The organism is Bacillus sp. Nf3 (assembly GCF_003028545.1).
GTDB lineage: Bacteria > Bacillota > Bacilli > Bacillales > Bacillaceae > Bacillus > Bacillus safensis.
The window spans coordinates 567,930-588,128 of the sequence record NZ_PYUA01000002.1; the positions used below are offsets into that span (position 1 = coordinate 567,930).

Below are 20,199 nucleotides of genomic sequence, written 5' to 3' on the forward strand. Positions count from 1 at the left end.
GGGGATTTCCACATCTAGGAGAAAGGAGCGATGATATGTCTGGACTAGATTTTTTTGCTTTTCTAACGATTGGTCTCATGTTTATCACAGCGATTGCCTTCGCTTTTCTGCGGTACATTTCTAAATCACGCAATCATCCTGAACGATTACTGCTTATCATATCGATCGTTTCAATCATTCAAATCGTGTACTGTCTGCTGATTGTCGGTGGCTTCAAAGGAGCAGCCAATAGCTTTTTAGGAATATCACTTCTCGTTGGTACACTTCTCGGATATGCACTTGAATATTTATACAGACGCTATATCAAAAAAAAGCCCGAATCAAAATGATGTCGGGCTTTTTTTTATTCTGCTGGAACAATAAAGGTCAAATGCTGCTTTAACACTTCTAAAGAAGAGGGAGCCTTCATATAAACCTCACCATCCGTATCAGCATCCATTTCCTCTTTTGTGTGGATACGAATACTGGACGCTTGAATGAGAGACAGATCGCCGGTGAAATCCTCCAGCTCTTCCCGGTTCATTGAGAAGATCTCTTTCAAAGCAGAGAAACTCGTATTTCTGCAAATTAAGATTTCAGCTTTTCCATCATCAATGGATGCATTAGGCAAATCAATTTTATTTGTACCGATAAAATGTCCATTCATGACAAGAACGATGACAGCTTCCTCTTCCCAGCTTTCCTCTTCGGTCTCAATCCGTACGTGAAAAGGATCTGTTTGCTGCAGTGTGCGCAGGGCACTTGTGAAGTAGCTGATTTTACCGAGTACGGCTTTTTCCTTGTCGTTAATGTTGTTGGACGTGTCTGCGATCAGCCCAATTCCCCAAAAGTTTAATACGTATCGATCCTCTGCTTTGATTAAGTCGACCTTTGTCTCTTTGCCGTCTACAATCATTTGAGCGGCTTTTTGCATCTGTTGAGGAATACCAAGCGTTCTAGAAAAATCATTGCATGTCCCGCCTGGTAATATCGCTACAGCTGGCCTTTTTTCTAAGCCGCCAATACCGTTCATACATTCATGCACGGTACCATCTCCGCCTAATATGATGAGCAATTCCACCGTCTCATCAATATGACGACAGAAATCATAAGCATCATTTGGCTGCTTTGTTGGTTTAAGAATGAGTTCATCAATATGTAGAGAAAGAAGAGGCACTGTTTGACCGAGTGTTTTTTCCATGTTTTTTTGTCCAGCATTTCCATTATAAATGAGCATCGCTTTTTTGAATTGTGCCATCACGCAGTTCTCCCTTTCATCTCTTTATCATCACTTTTCCCCAATTTGACAGCTCATAAACGATGTTCGGAAAAAGAGGCGATGGATAAGACAACACATTTGCCCGCAGGCGTTTTCCTTGTTATGATGGAGTTAAAATGGTTATGGTACGCTAAAGGAGTGGACGGACATGAATATTGATTTTAATTTATTTATGAATGATATTGTAAAACAAGCGAGAGAAGAAATTAAGCAGGCAGGCTACACTGAGCTCACGTCAGCTGAAGAAGTAGACGAAGCACTGACTAAAAAAGGAACGGCACTTGTCATGGTGAATTCAGTATGCGGCTGTGCAGGCGGTATTGCAAGACCAGCTGCCGGCTATTCTGTTCATTACGATAAGCGTCCAGATCAATTGCTGACAGTGTTTGCTGGGCAGGACAAAGAGGCAACAGCAAGAGCTCGTGAATACTTTGAAGGCTTCCCGCCATCTTCACCATCCTTTGCCTTATTAAAAGATGGAAAAATCATCAAAATGGTCGAGCGTCATGAAATTGAAGGGCACGAGCCAATGGAAGTCGTGTCAAAACTACAAGCCGCTTTTGATGAGCATTGCGAAGAAATCTAACATATGACTTTTGAATGAATAAATATAAAGCAGTCCGGTCTTTAGATCGGTCTGCTTTTTGTTTTATAAGACAATAGAATCAAAATAATTTTAGCAAAATACTATTGCATCTTAAAAAGAAAGTGTTTAAAATACATTATAGTGAATAAATATTCAAATCAATACATGATTTTAAATACTGGGAGGCATCATCATATGAAAAAGTGGTTATTATTACTTATGACAGCTGGTCTTGCAGCTGCACTCGCAGCATGCGGAACTTCTTCTAATAATTCAAACGCATCAGGAGATGACAAGACACTCGTGATGGCGACATCAGCCGATTATCCGCCATTTGAATCAAAAGACGGAGATAAAATTGTCGGTTTTGATGTAGATCTTGCAACAGCACTAGCGAAAAAGAACGGCTACAAGCTAGAAATTCAAGATATGGACTTTGCTAGCCTTGTATCAGCCCTCAAAACAAACAAAGCTGATATTGTCCTTGCAGGAATGACACCTACAGAAAAACGTAAAAAGCAAGTGGATTTCTCTGATGTTTATTACAATGCTAAAAACTTGGTTGTATCAAAGAAATCTAGCGGTATTAAAGTAGAGAAAGATTTAAAAGATAAAACAGTCGGCGTTCAATTAGGTTCTATTCAACAAGATGAAGCAAATGGTTTGCAAAAGAAATATAACCTTACAGTTGAAGACCGTAATAAAATTTCTGATATCATTCAAGAGATCAAAGCAGGCCGTTTTGATGCAGCAATTATTGAAGATAAAGTAGCTGCTGGTTACTTGAAAAAGGAAAAAGACTTCCAAGCATTTGGATTGAACAGCTCAAACGAAGGTTCAGCCATTGCATTCAAGAAAAATAGCGACTTAACAGCGAAGTTTAATAAATCATTAAATGAAATGAAAGATAATGGTGAACTTGATAAATTAATTAAAAAATGGTTTGCTGATGAAAAGTAAGTCAGGAAAAGAATCAGCGTCATTCAAGAAAATCAAGTAGAAAAGCGCTGAAAAGTTCAACTCGTGTTGAACTTTTTTTCCTGTTTTGTATGAAGGCAAAAAAAAGGAGAATGTCATGTTTGATTTTAAAGATGTAATACCTCAGATGCCCTTTATTTTAGAAGGGCTTAAGGTCACACTTTCTATTGTAGTGGTATCCCTTTTCCTTGGATTTATCTTAGGAATTTTATTAACGCTTTGTAAAATTAGTGTGTTTAAACCGCTCATTTGGATTGCAGACTTTTATACGTCAATTTTCCGAGGCACACCGCTTGTGCTTCAATTGCTCATTATTTATTTTGGTCTGCCTCAGCTTCTTGGATTCCAAATCGATCAATACTGGGCTGCTGTAGCGGCATTTTCACTCAACTCGGCAGCATACGTATCTGAAATTATTCGTGCGGGTATTAATGCCATTGATAAAGGTCAAAAAGAAGCGGCCGTTGCTTTAGGCATCCCTTATGCTAAAATGATGAAGGACTTATTGCTTCCGCAGGCGTTTAAAAATATTTCACCTGCACTTGTGAATGAAACGATTACACTGACAAAAGAATCAGCAATTGTAACAGTCATCGGACTGGGTGATGTCATGAGACGAGCCTATCAAGCTGGGGCCGTCACGTATAATTATCTTGAACCGCTTATTTTTGCGGGTCTTATCTATTATGTCATCGTGCTTGTTCTCACCTTTGTCGGCAAATCGGTGGAAAGGAAGTTAAAATCAAATGATTAAAATAGAGAAACTCACAAAATCTTTTGGTAAAAACGAAGTTTTAAAGGGGATCGACACGACCATTAAAGAAGGGGAAGTTGTAGCGGTTATTGGACCATCTGGTTCAGGAAAATCGACCTTCCTCCGCTGCATCAACTTACTTGAAAAGCCGACTTCCGGTGTAATAACAATTAAGGACACCGAAATCACCAATCCAAAAACGAATGCACTAAAAGTGCGTGAGAACATCGGAATGGTATTTCAGCATTTCCATCTGTTCCCGCATAAAACCGTGCTGGAAAATATTACGTATGCGCCAATGAATGTGAAGAATCAATCGAAGGAAGACAGCATCAAGCAAGCTGAAGACCTGCTCAAAAAGGTAGGGCTTCTAGAGAAAAAAGATGATTTCCCGAACCGTTTGTCCGGCGGTCAAAAGCAGCGTGTGGCGATTGCACGTGCGCTTGCAATGACACCAGACATTATGCTGTTTGACGAACCAACGTCTGCCCTAGATCCAGAAATGGTCAAGGAAGTATTAGAGGTCATGAAAGAGCTGGCTCAATCTGGAATGACACTCGTCATCGTCACACATGAAATGGGCTTTGCAAAAGAAGTGGCTGACCGTGTGATCTTTATGGATGACGGGAAAATTGTAGAGGATGCAAACCCTGTACAATTTTTTGAATCACCGTCTTCACAGCGTGCGCAAGACTTCTTACAAAAAATATTATAAAGAAAAAAGGGAAGGAGACTTAACATCTCCTTCTTTTTTTGATTATAATGGGGAAAGTAAAAAAAGTTCATCATTTCACAAAAGTGAATGGAAACAAGACAGAAAAGAGTGAATCACATCATGTTTAAAATTGGCTACCGAACGCTGAAAACAGCATTAGGAACAGCGATCGCTATTTATATTGCACAATTGCTTGGCTTGCAAAATTATTCAGCTGCCGGGATTATTACGATCCTGTGTATTCAGGTGACAAAGAAAAGATCCCTCTTAGCATCGGGAGCCCGCTTTGCAGCATGCAGTCTCGCTATTTTATTTTCTTATTTATTTTTCGATCTGATTGGGTATCATCCTTTTGTGATCGGTTTGATGCTGCTTGTCTTTATTCCAACAACGGTTCTGCTACGAATTAAAGAAGGGATTGTCACAAGTTCAGTCATCATTCTCCATTTATACATGTCTGGCGGGATTACCCTGCATCTCATTTGGAATGAACTGCTGCTGATTACCATTGGTGTTGGGGTAGCGCTGATTATGAACCTCTATATGCCTAGTGTTGATAAAAAGCTCAAACGCTACAGCGAACAAATTGAAGCCAACTTTGCTAAAATTTTTGAGGAAATCGAGCAATACTTAATGACAGGGAAGCAAGACTGGACAGGAAAAGAAATACCAGAGACACATCAATTGATTAAAGAAGCAAAAGCTCTCGCATATCGTGATGTTGAAAACCATGTATTAAGACATGAAAACCTGTATTATCATTATTTCAACATGAGACAAAAGCAATTTGAAATCATTGAGCGTGTGCTGCCCAAAATTACGTCGATTTCCGTCACAACGGAGCATGGACAAATCATTGCAGAATACATTAGAGACTTACGCGAACATATTCACCCAGGGAACACAGCGCATAAGTTTTTAAGACGTCTCATTGATATGAAAGAAGAATTCGACGCACTTCCGCTCCCGCAAACACGAGAAGAATTTGAGGCAAGAGCGGCACTCTTTCATTTCCTCGGTGAAATGGAACAATATTTAGTACTGAAAAGCTATTTTAAAGGGATGAAAGAATAGAGACGCATGAGTTCCTCCTTCATTGGTCAATCTAATGAAAAAGGAGGAGCCTATGCGTCTTTTATTTTATACCGTACTGACCATGTCCCTTTCACCTATCTGGCCGCTTGGGCAAAACCCGCTGCCAGGTGACCCATTTGTCATTATTAATAAACAAACAAATGAACTTGCCTTTATTGATCAAGGGAAAATTCAAAAAGTATATCCTGCCTCTACAGGAAAAACAGCAGATTTAACGCCAGAAGGTGAATTTACCATTATGATCAAAGCGAAAGATCCCTATTACAGAAGAAAAAATATTGAAGGCGGTGCGAAGAATAATCCTCTTGGACGAAGATGGATTGGATTTGATGCACGAGGAACAGATGGCAGAACCTACGGAATTCATGGAACGAGTGATGAAACTTCGATTGGGAAATTTATCACGGCAGGCTGTGTGAGACTTCATAATCAAGATGTAGAGCTGCTGTTTGATCAGCTTCCAATTGGAACAAAGGTATGGATTACAAAATCAAGTGCTTCCTTTGAAACGCTTGCCAAAGACAAACAGGCCATTCGTTGATATCTCGAATCACCTGCTTGTCTGCTTTTATTCAATCCTTATAAAAAGGCTGCTGCTCCTGCTAAAAGTGAAGAAACTAACAGCAGGCTAATCATAAGCAATACCATAAATTTCATGAATTTTTGAGACATATCGCACCCCTATAACCGAAGATTTTTGCGACAAGCGCAGTTGTCTTTATTTTATCTGGTTTTTTCATATGCGACAAGTGATCAGCAAAGGAAGTGAACGGATGACACAAATCGATCATATTGCCATTGCCGTCTTTTCTATTAAAGAAACATCTCAAACGCTTCATCAGCTATTTAATTGGCACTTTTCAGACATACAAGAGATTCCTGAGCAGGAGATTAAAGCGTCCTTCACTTCACTTGATGATCTGCACATTGAATTAATTGAGCCAATCTCAGCCCGCAGTAAACTACATAATTTCTTAACAAAAAGAGGAGAGGGGCTTCATCATATTGCGCTAAAGTCGGGTGACATTCAGGCTGATCTTAGCCGTCTCGATCACCTTGGCGTGCAGCTTCTCCAAAAAACAGCACAGATGGGCGCCAGCGGAAAGCAAATTGCATTTATTTCACCTAAAGAAACGTCAGGTGTGTTATTTGAATTGTGCGAGTCCTTGAAAGGAGAGAAACATAGTGATGAATGAATCATTCAATGACTTGTCTGAATGGCGGAAGAAAGCGCTAATGGGTGGCGGCGAAAAACGAGCAGCGGCTCACAAGAACAAGGGAAAGCTGACGGCTCGAGAGCGGCTTCATGAACTTCTTGACGAGGGCAGCTTGATGGAAATTCAGTCATTTGCAACAGGCGAGCTCTCAGAGCATGTTGGTGACGGTGTCGTCATTGGAACGGGACTCATTCATGGAAAACCAGTATGTGTTTATGCACAAGATGCAACAGTATACGGAGGCTCTTTAGGCGAAATGCATGCGAAAAAAATAGCCTCTTTAATGGATCTGGCCGCTAAAAATCAAATGCCGGTCATCGGTCTAAAAGACTCAGGTGGTGCGAGAATTCAAGAGGGTGTGGTATCATTAGAAGGATACGGACAGATTTTTAAACGGAATGTGCTGTACTCTGGTCGAATCCCGCAAATATCTGTTATTTTAGGATCATGTGCTGGAGGTGCAGTCTATTCTCCTGCATTGACTGATTTTGTCTTCATGACAGAGCAAACAGCTCATATGTTTTTAACTGGTCCGAAAGTAATAGAAAAAGCAACAGGAGAAACGGTCTGTCCTGACCGTCTTGGCGGTGCAAGTGTTCAGCATCAGACAAGCGGGAATGTGCACTATACTGGGAAAGATGAGAAGGACGTGTTAAAAGCGGTTCGAACTCTTTTAACGTACATACAAACGAAACAACAATCTGTCACACGCGCTGGGGTCCGAAAGCGCGATTCCGCCGATCCAGGCAGAATTCTGCCAAAGGATCCATCACGCACCTATGATGTCAAACAAGTGGTGACAGCGATAACCGATCCAGACTCATTCTTTGAAACGCAGCCTTGTTTCTCAAAAAATATTGTCACAGGTTTTGCCAGATTACAAGGAGCCTCCATTGGTGTTGTTGCCAATCAGCCAAAGGTGCTGGCAGGCAGCCTTGATCTTGACGCTTCCGATAAAGCGGCCAGGTTTATTCGATTTTGTGATGCGTTTCATATTCCGATCTTAACCCTTGTGGACGTTACTGGTTTTTTACCAGGGGAGAAAGCTGAGCATGCAGGAATTATCCGCCACGGTGCAAAGCTTTTATATGCGTATGCTGAAGCAACCGTTCCCAAAATCACTGTGATTTTAAGAAAGGCGTTTGGCGGTGCTTATGTCGCGATGAATAGCAAGGGCTTAGGCGCTGACTTTGTTTATGCATGGCCAGAGGCCGAAATTGATGTCATGGGGAAAACGTTCGCAGACGAAATTGTTCATCCTGCTTCGCGCGAGTCTGAAAACAAACCAAGTGTATGGAAAGCTGCCCAGGCAGGTCTGATAGACGATATTTTTATGCCAGCTGAAACGAGAGAGCGATTGATCCGCTCATTTGATTTGCTTCGCAGTAAGGAAGAAGATAGACCGTTAAAAAAGCATGGCAACATGCCGCTATAAGAGGAGGAGCATCATCATGATCAATGAAAAACGCTTACTAGACGAATTTTTAGAATTAGTTCAGGTTGATTCAGAAACAAAACACGAAGAGAAAATTGTTGAAGTATTAAAAGAAAAATTCTCGCAGCTTGGTCTTAAAGTGGTTGAAGACGATTCAAAAGCGGCAACAGGCCACGGTGCAGGCAACCTTGTCTGCACATTAGAAGGAAATCAAGAGGCAGATACGATTTATTTCACTTCTCATATGGATACAGTTGTGCCGGGAAATGGCGTAAAGCCAGTCATTGAGGACGGCTATGTGAAAACAGATGGAACAACCATTCTTGGTGCTGACGATAAAACAGGACTTGCTGCTATGTTTGAAGCGATCCGTGTGCTGAAAGAGAAAAATTTACCGCACGGGAAGATTGAATTTGTGATCACAGCAGGCGAGGAATCAGGACTTGTTGGAGCAAAAGCGTTAGACCCAAATTTGATGACAGCGAAATACGGCTATGCCCTTGATTCAGATGGCAAGGTTGGTACGATTATCGTAGCTGCACCAACACAGGCAAAAGTACGCGCAACGATTTACGGAAAAACCGCTCACGCAGGTGTCGCGCCTGAAAAAGGTGTGTCTGCGATTACTATTGCATCTAAAGCAATTGCCAGCATGCCACTTGGCCGAATTGATGAAGAAACTACGGCGAATATCGGCCGTTTTGAAGGCGGAACACAAACGAATATTGTGTGCGATCAAGTCGATATTTTGGCGGAAGCACGCTCTTTAGAGCCAGCAAAAATGGAAGCTCAAGTAGCGAAGATGAAAGAAGCCTTTGAAAAAACCGCTAAAGAAATGGGCGGAAGTGCCGATGTACAAATTGACATCATGTATCCAGGCTTCAAATTCTCACACGGCGATCAAGTCGTAGAAGTGGCGAAAAAAGCGGCAGCAAAAATTGGCCGTCCTTCAGAACTGCAGACGAGCGGCGGAGGCAGTGATGCAAACGTCATTGCAGGCAACGGCGTCCCAACTGTCAACCTAGCTGTTGGATATGAAGATATTCATACGAAAAATGAGAAAATGCCGATTGAAGAATTAGTCAAAACAGCTGAAATGGTTCTCGCCATTATCGAAGAAACGACAAATCCATCGTAAAGGCAGGAGACTCTGTGAGCGCGCAAAAGATTATTATTTTTCAGGTGGGGCAAGAGGAGTTTGGCATCAGTGTAGAGCATATTCGTTCGATTGAAAAGGTCCCTTACTTACAAGAAGTATCGAACCTTCCAAAAGAAATTAAAGGGCTGATGTCATTAAGAGGAGAGGTCATTCCTGTCAGTGACACAGGTGTGATGCTTCACGGAAAGCCTCTTGATGTAAACGAGCAGTCAAAGGTGCTGCTATTTGAAGTAAACGATCAAATGATTGGCTGTCTTGTCTCAGATGCAAAAGATATTATCGATATCGAGCAAAGCGAGATCAAGCCATTTCATATGAACACGAAGGCCTCTGAATATTTCTTCGGCGTTGTGGAGAGAGAAAACAAAATGATTTTACAAGTGGACCCAAATAAATTCCTTGGGAAAATTGAGGACCTCGATCAATTGCCAGACCGGTTGAAAGAAGAATTGGCATAATGAAAAGCCCCTTATCTTTAGATAAGGGGTTTATTTTTATTCAGCAGCTGGTTTGGCTTGTTCGTTAGCCGCAGCTTTCGTTTTTGATTTTTGGTACATGACATTTAAAATAATCGTTTGAATCGTGAGTAGTAGTCCGCTTGTCATCCAGTATAAAGGAAGAGCAGCGGGTGCATTAATTGAAAGAAACAGCATCATGATCGGGAAAATCATGCCCATCACTTTCGCCTGCTTCAGCGCAGCCTCTGTCTGGGTGCCTGATTGCTTCGCATATTTTTGCGTGACATAAAATTGTAAGAAATACATAGCCCCTGCAAAAATCGCCACCAATAAATCGGTTTGTCCTAAATTAAACCATAAGAACGTATGAGTTGCGATCTCAGGTGTTGAGCGGATTGCTGAGTAAAAGCCAAGAACAATTGGAATTTGAATCAGCATCGGCAGACAGCCCATGGCAAGCGGGTTCACATTGTTCTCTTTATATACTTTCATCATTTCCATTTGTAGTTCTTTTTGTTTTTCAGGTTCTTTCGTTTTCTTCAATTTGCTTTGTATTTGGTCAATCTGAGGCTTCACCAATGCCATTTTTTCCTGCATGACTCTTTGCTTCTTAAATTGATTCGCAAAAAGCGGGAAAATCAGCAGGCGGACAATCAAGGTGACGAACATAATCGATAAACCATAATCATCATGAAAGAAGTTCGCAAGCCAAATGATCAGCTCAGAAAAAGGCTGAACAAAATAATGATGGAAAAACCCATCAGAGCTCGTATTCGTTTGCGCACTCGCTGCAAATGCAGGTGACGCAATCATCATCAAACATAAAGTCGTAAAAACAGTCAATAAACGTTTCAATTCGTTTCCTCCTCATGATTAAAAAAATTTAATTAGCGAGAGGAAGCGAATGGTCTTCATCATCATTAGATGATCTTTTCATTCGAATGACTTTACTAATCCAAGTTGTAATGCGATCATATATGATAAACAGAAAGTCTGTTCGATTCAAGCAAGATGCGTCCAACTCTTCCAAACGATGCCCACCAAGGTGTTCGTTCATACGGCAGTCTTTTAGTAAAAACGCAATGCCGATGGCCGTCAGCGCTGGAAGAATAATCGTAAAGAATTCAACAAGGAAAAAGACTTCATTGAATGTATCAATAATCATGATTATCACATCCATTTCATTACTCACAGTGTACTATACACATGGTTAAATGTCTAACAGAACCGCGTGTTTTCTCCATTAAATAAAATTCCTTATTATGTATAAAATAGTAAATGTCATCCAAACTTCATATTTCCTATCCTATAATGAGGGGGATGAAAAGAAATGGAGGTTTTGAATATGACAAGTATTTACCCAAAGTTTCGAGCAGCTGCGGTACAAGCAGCACCAGTCTATTTAAATTTGGAAGCAACCGTTGAGAAATCATGTGACCTGATTGACGAGGCAGCTTCAAATGGTGCAAAGCTTGTGGCATTCCCAGAAGCATTTTTACCAGGTTATCCTTGGTTTGCTTTTATTGGTCATCCAGAATATACAAGAAAGTTCTATCATGAATTATATAAAAATGCAGTTGAAATCCCTAGCTTAGCCATTCAAAAAATCAGTGAAGCAGCAAAAAGAAATGAAACGTACGTTTGTATATCATGCAGTGAAAAAGATGGCGGCTCTCTCTATTTAGCTCAGCTTTGGTTTAATCCAAATGGAGATTTAATAGGAAAACATCGGAAAATGAGAGCTTCTGTAGCAGAAAGACTCATTTGGGGGGATGGAAGTGGCAGTATGATGCCAGTGTTTGAAACTGAAATTGGAAACCTAGGCGGATTGATGTGCTGGGAGCATCAAGTCCCGCTAGATCTTATGGCGATGAATGCCCAAAATGAGCAGGTACATGTAGCCTCTTGGCCAGGCTATTTTGATGATGAAATATCAAGCAGATATTATGCCATCGCGACACAGACATTTGTGCTGATGACATCATCTATATATACGGAAGAAATGAAAGAGATGATTTGTTTAACGCAGGAGCAAAGAGATTACTTTGAAACATTTAAGAGCGGGCATACGTGCATTTACGGGCCGGATGGGGAGCCGATCAGTGATATGGTTCCAGCTGAAACAGAGGGAATTGCTTACGCTGACATTGATGTAGAAAGAATCATTGATTACAAGTATTATATTGATCCGGCTGGACACTACTCCAATCAAAGTTTGAGTATGAATTTTAATCAACAGCCTACTCCGGTTGTGAAACAATTATACCCTCAAAAAAATGAAGTATTCACATATGAGGACATTCAATATCAACATGGTATACTTGAAGAAAAAGTGTAAATGAACGTGAAACCTTCTCTTTTTTAGAGAAGGTTTTTTTAAGGAAAGATGAAGTAAATCAATGTATAATCAAAAACAGCTGATCAAAATTTAGGTAGACAAGAAAATGGGGTTATGCCAATGTCAAATATTATTTTTCATATAGACATGAATGCTTTTTATGCCAATGTAGAAATGGCGTATGATCCTTCTTTGCGAGGGAAACCTTTAGCCATCAGCGGAAATGCAAAAGAGCGTAAAGGGATTGTTGTGACGTGCAGCTACGAGGCGAGAGCATTAGGTGTGAAGCCCCCGATGCCCTTGTGGGAGGCGAAGCGGCTATGTCCGGGACTCATTGTCCGCACACCGAACTTTGACCGGTACCGCAGCTCCTCACAAGAGATGTTTACAATACTTAGAGAATACAGCGATTTAGTCGAACCTGTATCGATTGATGAGGGCTACATTGATTTAACGCATACGCCATATGCCGAGCATGCGGTAAAAACGGCTCATGATATTCAAACAAGGCTAGTAGAGGAGCTGATGCTTCCTTCAAGTATCGGCATTGCACCGAATAAATTTTTAGCGAAAATGGCGTCTAATTGGAAAAAGCCAATGGGCATCACCATATTGCGTAAACGAGATGTTCCGAACATGCTTTGGCCGCTCCCTGCTGGTGATATGCATGGGGTTGGACAAAAAACGGCAGATAAATTGAAAACCATCGGAATTCATACTATAGAAGACTTAGCGAAAGCGAATGAGTATACGCTTAAAGAATTGCTTGGCATTAATGGACCGAGATTAAAGCAAAAGGCGAACGGTGAACATGACGGCATCGTGGACCCAGAAAGAATATACGAATTTAAATCCGTCGGCAATTCATCCACTCTGCCTCATGATTCGGATGATTCAGATGAACTTGTCACGTTAATTGATAAGCTGTCACAATCTGTGAGTGCAAGGTTAAGGAGAAAAGAAGTGATGGCGAATCGGCTGCTCATCATGATTCGGTATGCAAGCTGGAAAAATATCACGCGAAGTGTCATGCTCACAAATCCAACGGATCGAAAGGAAGACATATTTGAAGCGGCAAAGCAGTTATTCCTGAAACATTGGAATGACCAGCCAGTGAGGCTCTTAGGTGTGACGGGGACGGACCTTGTCGAACGAAAAGCAGCCGTTAAACAGCTTGATTTATTTTCATATACAGAAGATGCAAAAGAAGAGCCCCTCCAAACCATTTTAGATGGACTGAAAGAAAAATATGGAAAGCCACTGGTGCAAAGAGGGATCACCATTAAGGAAAAAGAGAGTAAAACAAGCGGGACAAGTTTTAATAAAGATTTTTTTCAGGACGAAAGAGGAAATGACTAGCCTGAAAACTTGATAAAAGAGGTGATGTTGTGGTAATTTCAAAGGGTACATCATTTCAGCAGTAATCAATATAGTGTGTTAGAAGGGACGTCAGAATTATGTCAAAACAACAAATCGGTGTGGTTGGACTAGCCGTTATGGGGAAAAACCTTGCCCTCAATATTGAAAGCCGCGGTTTCTCCGTATCCGTTTATAACAGATCTAGCAGCAAAACAGAAGAGTTTCTTCAAGAAGCAAAAGGAAAAAACGTTGTTGGCACATACAGCATCGAAGAATTTGTTCAGTCGCTTGAAACACCGCGTAAAATTCTTTTAATGGTAAAAGCTGGTGCAGCAACAGATGCAACCATTCAATCATTACTTCCTCACTTAGAGAAAGGTGACATTTTAATTGATGGTGGAAATACATATTACAAGGATACACAAAGACGTAATCAAGAGCTTGCAGAAAGTGGCATTCACTTTATTGGTACAGGTGTTTCCGGCGGTGAAGAAGGCGCGCTAAAAGGTCCTTCCATCATGCCAGGCGGTCAAAAAGAAGCGCATGAGCTAGTGAAACCAATTTTAGAAGCGATCTCTGCGAAAGTAGATGGCGAGCCTTGTACAACGTATATCGGCCCAGATGGAGCAGGACATTATGTCAAAATGGTTCATAACGGTATCGAGTACGGAGATATGCAATTGATCTCTGAATCATACTTTATCTTGAAGCATGTTGCTGGATTGTCAGCAGGGGAGCTTCATGAAGTATTCTCAGAGTGGAACAAAGGCGAGCTTGACAGCTATTTAATCGAAATTACAGCTGACATTTTCACAAAAGTGGATGAAGAAACAAACCAGCCGCTTGTGGATGTGATCTTAGATAAAGCTGGTCAAAAAGGAACTGGAAAATGGACAAGCAAAAGCTCACTTGATCTAGGTGTCCCGCTTCCAATCATTACTGAGTCTGTTTTTGCGCGCTACATTTCAGCAATGAAAGATGAGCGTGTGGAAGCAAGTCAATTGATCCAAGGTCCTGAGCCTGTGCAATCAGCTGAGAATAAACAAGAGCTGATCGAAGCGGTTAGAAAAGCCCTATTTATGAGTAAAATCTGTTCTTACGCACAAGGCTTTGCGCAAATGAAAGCAGCGTCTGATGAATATAACTGGGATTTAAAATACGGTGAAATTGCGATGATCTTCCGCGGCGGATGTATCATTCGTGCAGCCTTCTTACAACAAATTAAAGAAGCATATGACCGTAATCCTGAACTGAAAAACTTATTGCTTGATCCATACTTTAAGGATATTGCTCAAAACTATCAATCATCACTTCGTAAAGTCATTTCACTTGCAGTGGAACAAGGAGTTCCTGTTCCATCATTCTCAAGTGCACTTGCTTACTTTGATAGCTATCGCACGGCTGTCCTTCCAGCGAATTTAATTCAAGCACAGCGTGACTATTTCGGTGCACATACGTATGAGCGCACAGATAAAGAAGGCGTATTCCATACTGAATGGATGAAATAAACAGAACGACTGATAAACCTTACCTTTGGTAAGGTTTTTTTGTTTGCATATTTTCGGCTAAAAATGAGAAAAAGAGGGATGCTATGTAAAAAAGACAAGAAAGTAGGGATAGAAGTGGGCATCTTATATGCACTTCTCCCAGCGATATTTTGGGGAAGTATAGTTCTCATCAGTGTCAAACTAGGCGGGAATGCGTATCAGCAAACCCTCGGCATTACGCTCGGCGCGTTTTTATTTTCGATTGTAGCTTTTTTCATTAAAATGCCAGAGCTGACCCCGCTTATATTTGCGGTTTCCGTCATTTCAGGCATCTTTTGGAGTATTGGACAAATGAATCAGCTTTCAAGTGTCGCTTTTCTCGGCGTGTCTAAAGCGGTTCCTTTATCAACGGGCATGCAGCTTGTGAGCACCACCCTATTTGGCGTCATGGTCTTCAAAGAATGGCAGACAATGACGGTCATACTCATTGGTTCCTGCGCCATTTTACTAATCATTGCAGGTGTTGTCATGACATCGCTCGGTCAAAAAAAGAACGGCGGCGAGAATGGCAGAGGCAATTTTAAAAAAGGGATCATTATTCTACTCATTTCAACCGTTGGCTACGTCGGATATGTTGTCATTTTAAGATGGTTTGATATTGATGGCTGGTCTGCACTCGTCCCGCAATCTGTCGGCATGCTGCTTTCATCCTTAGCGATTAGTTTAAAGCAGGATCCATTTAGTAAATATACGTTTAGAAATATCATTGCCGGTCTTGTTTGGTCAACAGGAAATCTTGGGCTGCTTTTGGCCATTCCATTAATTGGCGTAGCCGTAAGCTTTTCAATGTCACAAACAGGGATTGTCATCTCAACACTAGGCGGCATTTACTTATTAAAAGAGAAAGCATCTAGAACAAGCTTTGTCATTGCAGGCTGCTTGATGATTATTGCAGGCGGTGTGCTGCTAGGCTTTACAAAATAGGAGGTAACACGAATGTATCCAGATTTAGAAGGAAAAACAGTTCTGATTACAGGCGCAGGTACAGGAATTGGCCAAGCGATGGCACGCCGATTTGGACAAGAAAAAGCCAATGTGGTGATCAATTACTTTTCTGATAAAGAAAATCCGGATGACACCATTGCAGATATTCAAAAACATGGCGGACAGGCTGTGAAAATCAAGGGAGATGTATCAAAGGAAGAGGATATGCAGGCAATGATTAATAAAGCTGTTGATACATTCGGCAGTCTTGATGTGATGATCAATAATGCAGGCATTGAAAATGAAGTGCCTTCCACCGAAATGACGCTGGATAATTGGAACAAAGTGATGTCTACCAATTTAACAGGTATGTTTCTAGGATGCCGTGATGCACTGAGGTATATGACGGATCATGGGATAGAAGGCTCGATCATTAATATGTCGTCGGTTCATCAGCAAATTCCTTGGCCTCATTTTGTGCATTATGCAGCTAGTAAAGGAGGCGCCAAGCTTTTGACAGAAACATTGGCGCTTGAATATGCCCCTAAAAAAATCCGTGTTAACAGTATTGCACCAGGCGCCATTGATACCCCGATTAATGCGGAGAAATTCGATGATCCAGCCTTGAAAAAAGGTGTGATTGAGCTGATTCCAATCGGCTATATTGGAAAGCCGGAAGAAGTGGCAGCATGTGCTGCCTGGCTGGCATCAAAAGAAGCAAGCTATGTTACGGGCCTAACGTTATATGTAGACGGCGGCATGACAAAGTATCCTGGGTTCCAGGCAGGAAAAGGATAATATAAAAAAGAGCGTACAATACGCTCTTTTTTTATATTAAATACAGACAAATAAAATTAAATGTCTAGACATTTAAAAATAAAAATATATAATATTAATTGGAAGCGCTTTTATTACAACAATGGGGTGAGAGAAATGAAACGTATTTTATTAGCATGCAGTTCAGGAATGTCTACGAGTTTACTAGTGACAAAGATGAAAGCACATGCCGATTCAATTGGGGACGAAGCAGAAATTTGGGCAGTTGGGCAAGATCAAGCGAGAAAAGAAATGGCGAATGCAGATGTTGTGTTAATTGGACCGCAAATGAGCTTTTTAAAAGGAGATCTGCAAAAAGAAGCAAAAAAATACGGGATTGAGGTAGAAGTCATTGATATGCAGGCATACGGGCTTGCCGATGGACAAAAAGCGTATGAACAGGCACTTGCACTGATGGGGGAATCTTAAAGGATGGAAAAGAAAACACTCGAAGGGCTCACGGAGGAACAAGTCAGCTTTCAATTGATCTTACACAGCGGGAATGCACGCAGTAAATTGCTCGAGGCTCTGAAACAATATCGAGAAGGTCTAGAAGAAAAGGCTTTTGGTCTCATGAAAGAAGCGGAAGAAGATTTACGGCATGCACATGACATCCATTTTCAACTCGTGCAGAAGGAGGCAGGAGGAGAAACAACATCCTTTTCCTTACTGCTCATGCACGCCGAGGATCACTTAATGTCGACTATTACCATCAAGGAGCTTGTGGGAGAGCTCCTGCCGATATTCCAATCGCTTAAACAATAAAGGGTGTAAACAAGGGGGGAAACCAATGTTTGATAAAATAAGTGCCATTTTGGTTCCGATTGCTGGGAGATTGAACAACAACCGCTATTTAGGCGTATTACGGGATGCCTTTATGCTTGCGTTCCCGCTCACCATCTTTGGTTCCATTATGGTTGTGCTGATGAATTTGCCATTTTTAGATAAAATCATGAGTAAAACCGTACTGGAAGGCGTCCAGTCTGCACTGAATATCGCACCGAGTGCGACCATCAGCATTATGAGTGTGTTTGTTGTATTTGGGATCGGCTACTATTTATCAAAAAGCTATGATGTAGAAGCTGTCTTTGGCGGCGTGATTGCTTTAGCCTCTTTCTTGCTTCTAACTCCGTTTTTACTAGAACAAGAAGGCGGTGCAACGATTGCAGGCGTCATCCCAGTCGATCGTTTAGGTGCAAAGGGGATGTTCCTAGGAATGATCACAGGCTTTTTATCTGCTGAAATTTATCGTTATTTTGTCCAAAAGAAATTTGTGATCAATATGCCGCAAGGGGTTCCGCCAGCTGTTTCCAAGTCTTTTGCTGCACTGATCCCGGCTACTTTGACACTTACAACCTTTTTATTAATTAATATCATCATTACACAAGGCTTCAAAACAAATATGCATGATCTGATTTATCATGCAATTCAGGCGCCACTTGTCGGTCTTGGAAGCGGTATCATTCCGACGTTGATCGCTGTTTTCTTTATACAAATTCTTTGGTTCTTTGGGCTTCACGGTCAAATTATTATCAACTCTGTCATGGATCCGATTTGGAATACATTATCCATTCAAAACCTAGAGAGCTATACAAAAACAGGTGAGGTTCCTAATATCATCAGCAAGCAGTTTATTGAAATCTATACGGTTGGAATGGGTGGAACCGGTATGACGCTTGCTGTTGTGTTTACCATTTTAATTTTCCTGAAAAGTAAGCAATTAAAACAAGTAGCCAAGCTCGGCTTAGGACCAGGATTATTTAACGTCAATGAACCGATTATCTTCGGTTTACCAATTGTTATGAATCCACTTATTCTGATTCCGTGGATTTTGGCGCCAATGGTCATTACATGTATTACTTATTTTGCGATGGCATCAGGCATTGTACCGCCGCCTACAGGCGTGAATATCCCGTGGACAGTACCGATCTTTATTAGCGGAATGATGGCGACAAATTCACTAGCTGGCGGTCTGCTTCAGTTGTTTAACCTGATGATTGTGTTTGTCATTTGGTTCCCGTTCCTGAAATTTATTGACCGGATGAATGTGAAAAATGAAAAAATAACGACAACAGAAAATACGAAGACAGCAAACATCAAAGGTGAAGGAGACTCAATACATGTCGATGGAAACTAACAAGCAATCATATACATTTCCAGAAGGTTTCTGGTGGGGATCTTCTGCTTCTGCGACGCAAACGGAAGGGAGCGTCCCTGGTGATGGAAAGGGACCGAACATTTGGGATCATTGGTTTGAACAAGAGCCTACTCGTTTTTTTGATGGCGTAGGGCCGAACGTGACATCTCAATTTTATCGAAAATATAAAGAGGATATCCGTCTCATGAAAGAAATTGGCCACAATTCATTTCGGCTGTCGATTTCATGGTCACGCCTTTTACCTGAAGGAACAGGTGCAGTCAATGAAGAAGCGGTGTCCTTTTATAATGATGTGGTCAATGAACTGATTGCACATGATATCGAGCCATTTGTGAACCTATACCATTTCGATATGCCAATGGCGCTGCAGGAGAAAGGCGGCTGGGTGAACAGACAGGTGGTCGACGATTATGTCAGCTATGCGACATTATGCTTCCAATTATTTGGTGACCGGGTGAAAAAATGGTTTACCCATAACGAACCGATTGTTCCTGTAGAAGGCGGATATATGTATAGCTTTCATTATCCAAACGAAGTCGATTTCCAAAAGGCTGTGCAGGTCGGTTTTCATGAACTTTTATCAAATGCGAAGGCGATTGCGGCTTATAAAGAGATGCAGCAAGGGGGTAAGATTGGCATCATCTTAAACCTGACCCCTTCGTATCCGCGAAGCCAGAATCCGCGCGATGTAGAAGCAGCTGAGATGGCCGATGCTTTCTTTAACCGCTCCTTCTTAGATCCTGCGGTGAAAGGACATTTCCCGGAAAAACTAGTAGAAGTCTTAAAGAAAGAAGGCTTTATGCCAAGTATGGAAGAAGGGGACCTTGAGCTGATTCAAGAGAATACGATTGATCTTCTTGGCATCAACTATTATCAGCCAAGAAGAGTGAAAGCGAAAGAGCATATACCGCATCCTCAAGCACCATTTATGCCGAACCATTATTTTGATTCTTTTGAAATGCCGGGAAGAAAAATGAATGTGTATCGAGGCTGGGAAATCTATGAAAAGGGTATTTACGATATATTGAAAAAAGTCCAGACAGACTATGATAATATCGAATGCTTTATTTCTGAAAATGGTATGGGTGTCGAAGGAGAAGAGCGATTTAAGGATGAAGAAGGAATGATTCATGACGATTACCGTATTGATTTTATATCTGAGCACCTCAAATGGGTGCATCAAGCCATTCAAGAAGGAAGCAATGTGAAAGGTTATCATCTGTGGACATTTATGGACAACTGGTCCTGGTCGAATGCATATAAAAATCGTTATGGATTTGTCTCAGTTGATCTTCAAAAAGACGGGAAACGAACGATTAAGAAGAGTGGATACTGGTTTCAATCAGTTTCAAAGAATAACGGTTTTTAATCAAAATACTTGCTCTTTCCTTGAAAAGGGCAA

At 41.2% G+C, this 20,199-nt stretch carries 24 protein-coding genes; 20 read left to right on the forward strand and 4 right to left on the reverse strand.

What is annotated here, in order from left to right; genetic code table 11:
* Nucleotides 1–35: 35 nt before the first annotated feature.
* On the forward strand, nucleotides 36–329 hold the full coding sequence (locus tag C9414_RS07745) for a YesK family protein (protein WP_107163382.1): 294 nt from the start codon (nucleotides 36–38) through the stop codon (nucleotides 327–329).
* Nucleotides 330–343: 14 nt separating this feature from the next.
* Here C9414_RS07745 and C9414_RS07750 read toward each other — a convergent pair whose 3' ends face one another.
* Nucleotides 344–1,237, reverse strand: a complete 894-nt coding sequence (locus C9414_RS07750; RefSeq protein ID WP_107163383.1) for a YegS/Rv2252/BmrU family lipid kinase — start codon at nucleotides 1,235–1,237, stop codon at nucleotides 344–346.
* A 169-nt stretch (nucleotides 1,238–1,406) separates the two neighbouring features.
* On the opposite strand from C9414_RS07750, the gene C9414_RS07755 reads away from it, so the two are divergent.
* The 6 genes from C9414_RS07755 (at nucleotide 1,407) to C9414_RS07780 (ending at nucleotide 5,927) form a co-directional block, all read left to right on the forward strand.
* Nucleotides 1,407–1,844: a BrxA/BrxB family bacilliredoxin gene (locus C9414_RS07755; protein ID WP_024428021.1), complete on the forward strand. Its 438-nt coding sequence runs from the start codon at nucleotides 1,407–1,409 to the stop codon at nucleotides 1,842–1,844.
* 195 nt (nucleotides 1,845–2,039) lie between these two features.
* Nucleotides 2,040–2,804 (forward strand): transporter substrate-binding domain-containing protein, encoded by a 765-nt coding sequence (locus tag C9414_RS07760; protein WP_107163384.1) that lies wholly within the window; start codon nucleotides 2,040–2,042, stop codon nucleotides 2,802–2,804.
* Nucleotides 2,805–2,919: 115 nt separating this feature from the next.
* Nucleotides 2,920–3,576 carry an arginine ABC transporter permease ArtQ gene (gene artQ / locus C9414_RS07765; RefSeq protein WP_039179807.1) on the forward strand — a complete coding sequence of 219 codons (657 nt, stop codon included), beginning with the start codon at nucleotides 2,920–2,922 and terminating at the stop codon, nucleotides 3,574–3,576.
* Complete coding sequence (artM, locus tag C9414_RS07770; RefSeq protein ID WP_034280282.1) at nucleotides 3,569–4,291, forward strand: arginine ABC transporter ATP-binding protein ArtM; 723 nt, start codon at nucleotides 3,569–3,571, stop codon at nucleotides 4,289–4,291. The genes artQ and artM overlap by 8 nt, the downstream gene beginning before the upstream one ends.
* 120 nt (nucleotides 4,292–4,411) lie before the next feature.
* Nucleotides 4,412–5,365 carry an aromatic acid exporter family protein gene (locus C9414_RS07775; protein ID WP_024422917.1) on the forward strand — a complete coding sequence of 318 codons (954 nt, stop codon included), beginning with the start codon at nucleotides 4,412–4,414 and terminating at the stop codon, nucleotides 5,363–5,365.
* Nucleotides 5,366–5,417: 52 nt separating this feature from the next.
* A complete protein-coding gene (locus C9414_RS07780; RefSeq protein ID WP_041106809.1) occupies nucleotides 5,418–5,927 on the forward strand; it encodes a L,D-transpeptidase in 510 nt (169 codons plus the stop codon).
* Nucleotides 5,928–5,965: 38 nt separating this feature from the next.
* Here the strand turns inward: C9414_RS07780 and prli42 are convergent, their stop codons facing one another.
* Nucleotides 5,966–6,058: a stressosome-associated protein Prli42 gene (gene prli42 / locus C9414_RS20180; protein WP_149126490.1), complete on the reverse strand. Its 93-nt coding sequence runs from the start codon at nucleotides 6,056–6,058 to the stop codon at nucleotides 5,966–5,968.
* Nucleotides 6,059–6,159: 101 nt separating this feature from the next.
* On the opposite strand from prli42, the gene mce reads away from it, so the two are divergent.
* From mce to C9414_RS07800, 4 genes are read left to right on the forward strand one after another with little or no spacing between them, the layout of a single operon-like run.
* Nucleotides 6,160–6,582, forward strand: coding sequence for a methylmalonyl-CoA epimerase (mce, locus tag C9414_RS07785; RefSeq protein WP_107163385.1), 423 nt, complete (start codon nucleotides 6,160–6,162; stop codon nucleotides 6,580–6,582).
* Nucleotides 6,575–8,038 carry an acyl-CoA carboxylase subunit beta gene (locus tag C9414_RS07790; protein ID WP_107163386.1) on the forward strand — a complete coding sequence of 488 codons (1,464 nt, stop codon included), beginning with the start codon at nucleotides 6,575–6,577 and terminating at the stop codon, nucleotides 8,036–8,038. Before mce ends, C9414_RS07790 begins: the two co-directional genes overlap by 8 nt.
* A gap of 16 nt (nucleotides 8,039–8,054) precedes the next feature.
* Complete coding sequence (locus C9414_RS07795; protein WP_073979640.1) at nucleotides 8,055–9,176, forward strand: tripeptidase T; 1,122 nt, start codon at nucleotides 8,055–8,057, stop codon at nucleotides 9,174–9,176.
* A gap of 14 nt (nucleotides 9,177–9,190) precedes the next feature.
* The gene (locus C9414_RS07800) at nucleotides 9,191–9,655 is read left to right on the forward strand and encodes a chemotaxis protein CheW (protein WP_039179788.1); all 465 of its coding nucleotides are present in this window, start codon (nucleotides 9,191–9,193) and stop codon (nucleotides 9,653–9,655) included.
* Between the two features lie 36 nt (nucleotides 9,656–9,691).
* On the opposite strand, the gene C9414_RS07805 is transcribed toward C9414_RS07800, so the two are convergent.
* Nucleotides 9,692–10,510 (reverse strand): membrane protein insertase YidC, encoded by an 819-nt coding sequence (locus C9414_RS07805; RefSeq protein WP_052773100.1) that lies wholly within the window; start codon nucleotides 10,508–10,510, stop codon nucleotides 9,692–9,694.
* A 28-nt stretch (nucleotides 10,511–10,538) separates the two neighbouring features.
* On the reverse strand, nucleotides 10,539–10,820 hold the full coding sequence (locus C9414_RS07810) for a hypothetical protein (RefSeq protein WP_039179781.1): 282 nt from the start codon (nucleotides 10,818–10,820) through the stop codon (nucleotides 10,539–10,541).
* A gap of 180 nt (nucleotides 10,821–11,000) precedes the next feature.
* Between C9414_RS07810 and C9414_RS07815 the strand changes: the two genes are divergently transcribed.
* The 9 genes from C9414_RS07815 to C9414_RS07855 all read left to right on the forward strand — a co-directional run bounded on the left by C9414_RS07815 (nucleotide 11,001) and on the right by C9414_RS07855 (nucleotide 20,166).
* Nucleotides 11,001–11,993, forward strand: coding sequence for a carbon-nitrogen hydrolase family protein (locus C9414_RS07815; protein ID WP_058838026.1), 993 nt, complete (start codon nucleotides 11,001–11,003; stop codon nucleotides 11,991–11,993).
* 114 nt (nucleotides 11,994–12,107) lie between these two features.
* On the forward strand, nucleotides 12,108–13,352 hold the full coding sequence (locus tag C9414_RS07820; protein WP_047202259.1) for a DNA polymerase IV: 1,245 nt from the start codon (nucleotides 12,108–12,110) through the stop codon (nucleotides 13,350–13,352).
* Between the two features lie 98 nt (nucleotides 13,353–13,450).
* Nucleotides 13,451–14,860 carry an NADP-dependent phosphogluconate dehydrogenase gene (gndA, locus tag C9414_RS07825; protein ID WP_107163387.1) on the forward strand — a complete coding sequence of 470 codons (1,410 nt, stop codon included), beginning with the start codon at nucleotides 13,451–13,453 and terminating at the stop codon, nucleotides 14,858–14,860.
* Nucleotides 14,861–14,974: 114 nt separating this feature from the next.
* Nucleotides 14,975–15,823: a GRP family sugar transporter gene (locus C9414_RS07830; RefSeq protein ID WP_039183192.1), complete on the forward strand. Its 849-nt coding sequence runs from the start codon at nucleotides 14,975–14,977 to the stop codon at nucleotides 15,821–15,823.
* Between the two features lie 12 nt (nucleotides 15,824–15,835).
* A complete protein-coding gene (locus C9414_RS07835) occupies nucleotides 15,836–16,621 on the forward strand; it encodes a glucose 1-dehydrogenase (RefSeq protein ID WP_107163388.1) in 786 nt (261 codons plus the stop codon).
* Between the two features lie 135 nt (nucleotides 16,622–16,756).
* The gene (locus C9414_RS07840) at nucleotides 16,757–17,068 is read left to right on the forward strand and encodes a PTS sugar transporter subunit IIB (protein WP_039179770.1); all 312 of its coding nucleotides are present in this window, start codon (nucleotides 16,757–16,759) and stop codon (nucleotides 17,066–17,068) included.
* 3 nt (nucleotides 17,069–17,071) lie between these two features.
* Nucleotides 17,072–17,404: a PTS sugar transporter subunit IIA gene (locus C9414_RS07845; protein ID WP_039179767.1), complete on the forward strand. Its 333-nt coding sequence runs from the start codon at nucleotides 17,072–17,074 to the stop codon at nucleotides 17,402–17,404.
* A 25-nt stretch (nucleotides 17,405–17,429) separates the two neighbouring features.
* Nucleotides 17,430–18,776, forward strand: coding sequence for a PTS cellobiose transporter subunit IIC (celB, locus tag C9414_RS07850; protein WP_041086060.1), 1,347 nt, complete (start codon nucleotides 17,430–17,432; stop codon nucleotides 18,774–18,776).
* The gene (locus tag C9414_RS07855) at nucleotides 18,760–20,166 is read left to right on the forward strand and encodes a glycoside hydrolase family 1 protein (protein ID WP_107163389.1); all 1,407 of its coding nucleotides are present in this window, start codon (nucleotides 18,760–18,762) and stop codon (nucleotides 20,164–20,166) included. Before celB ends, C9414_RS07855 begins: the two co-directional genes overlap by 17 nt.
* Nucleotides 20,167–20,199: the final 33 nt, after the last annotated feature.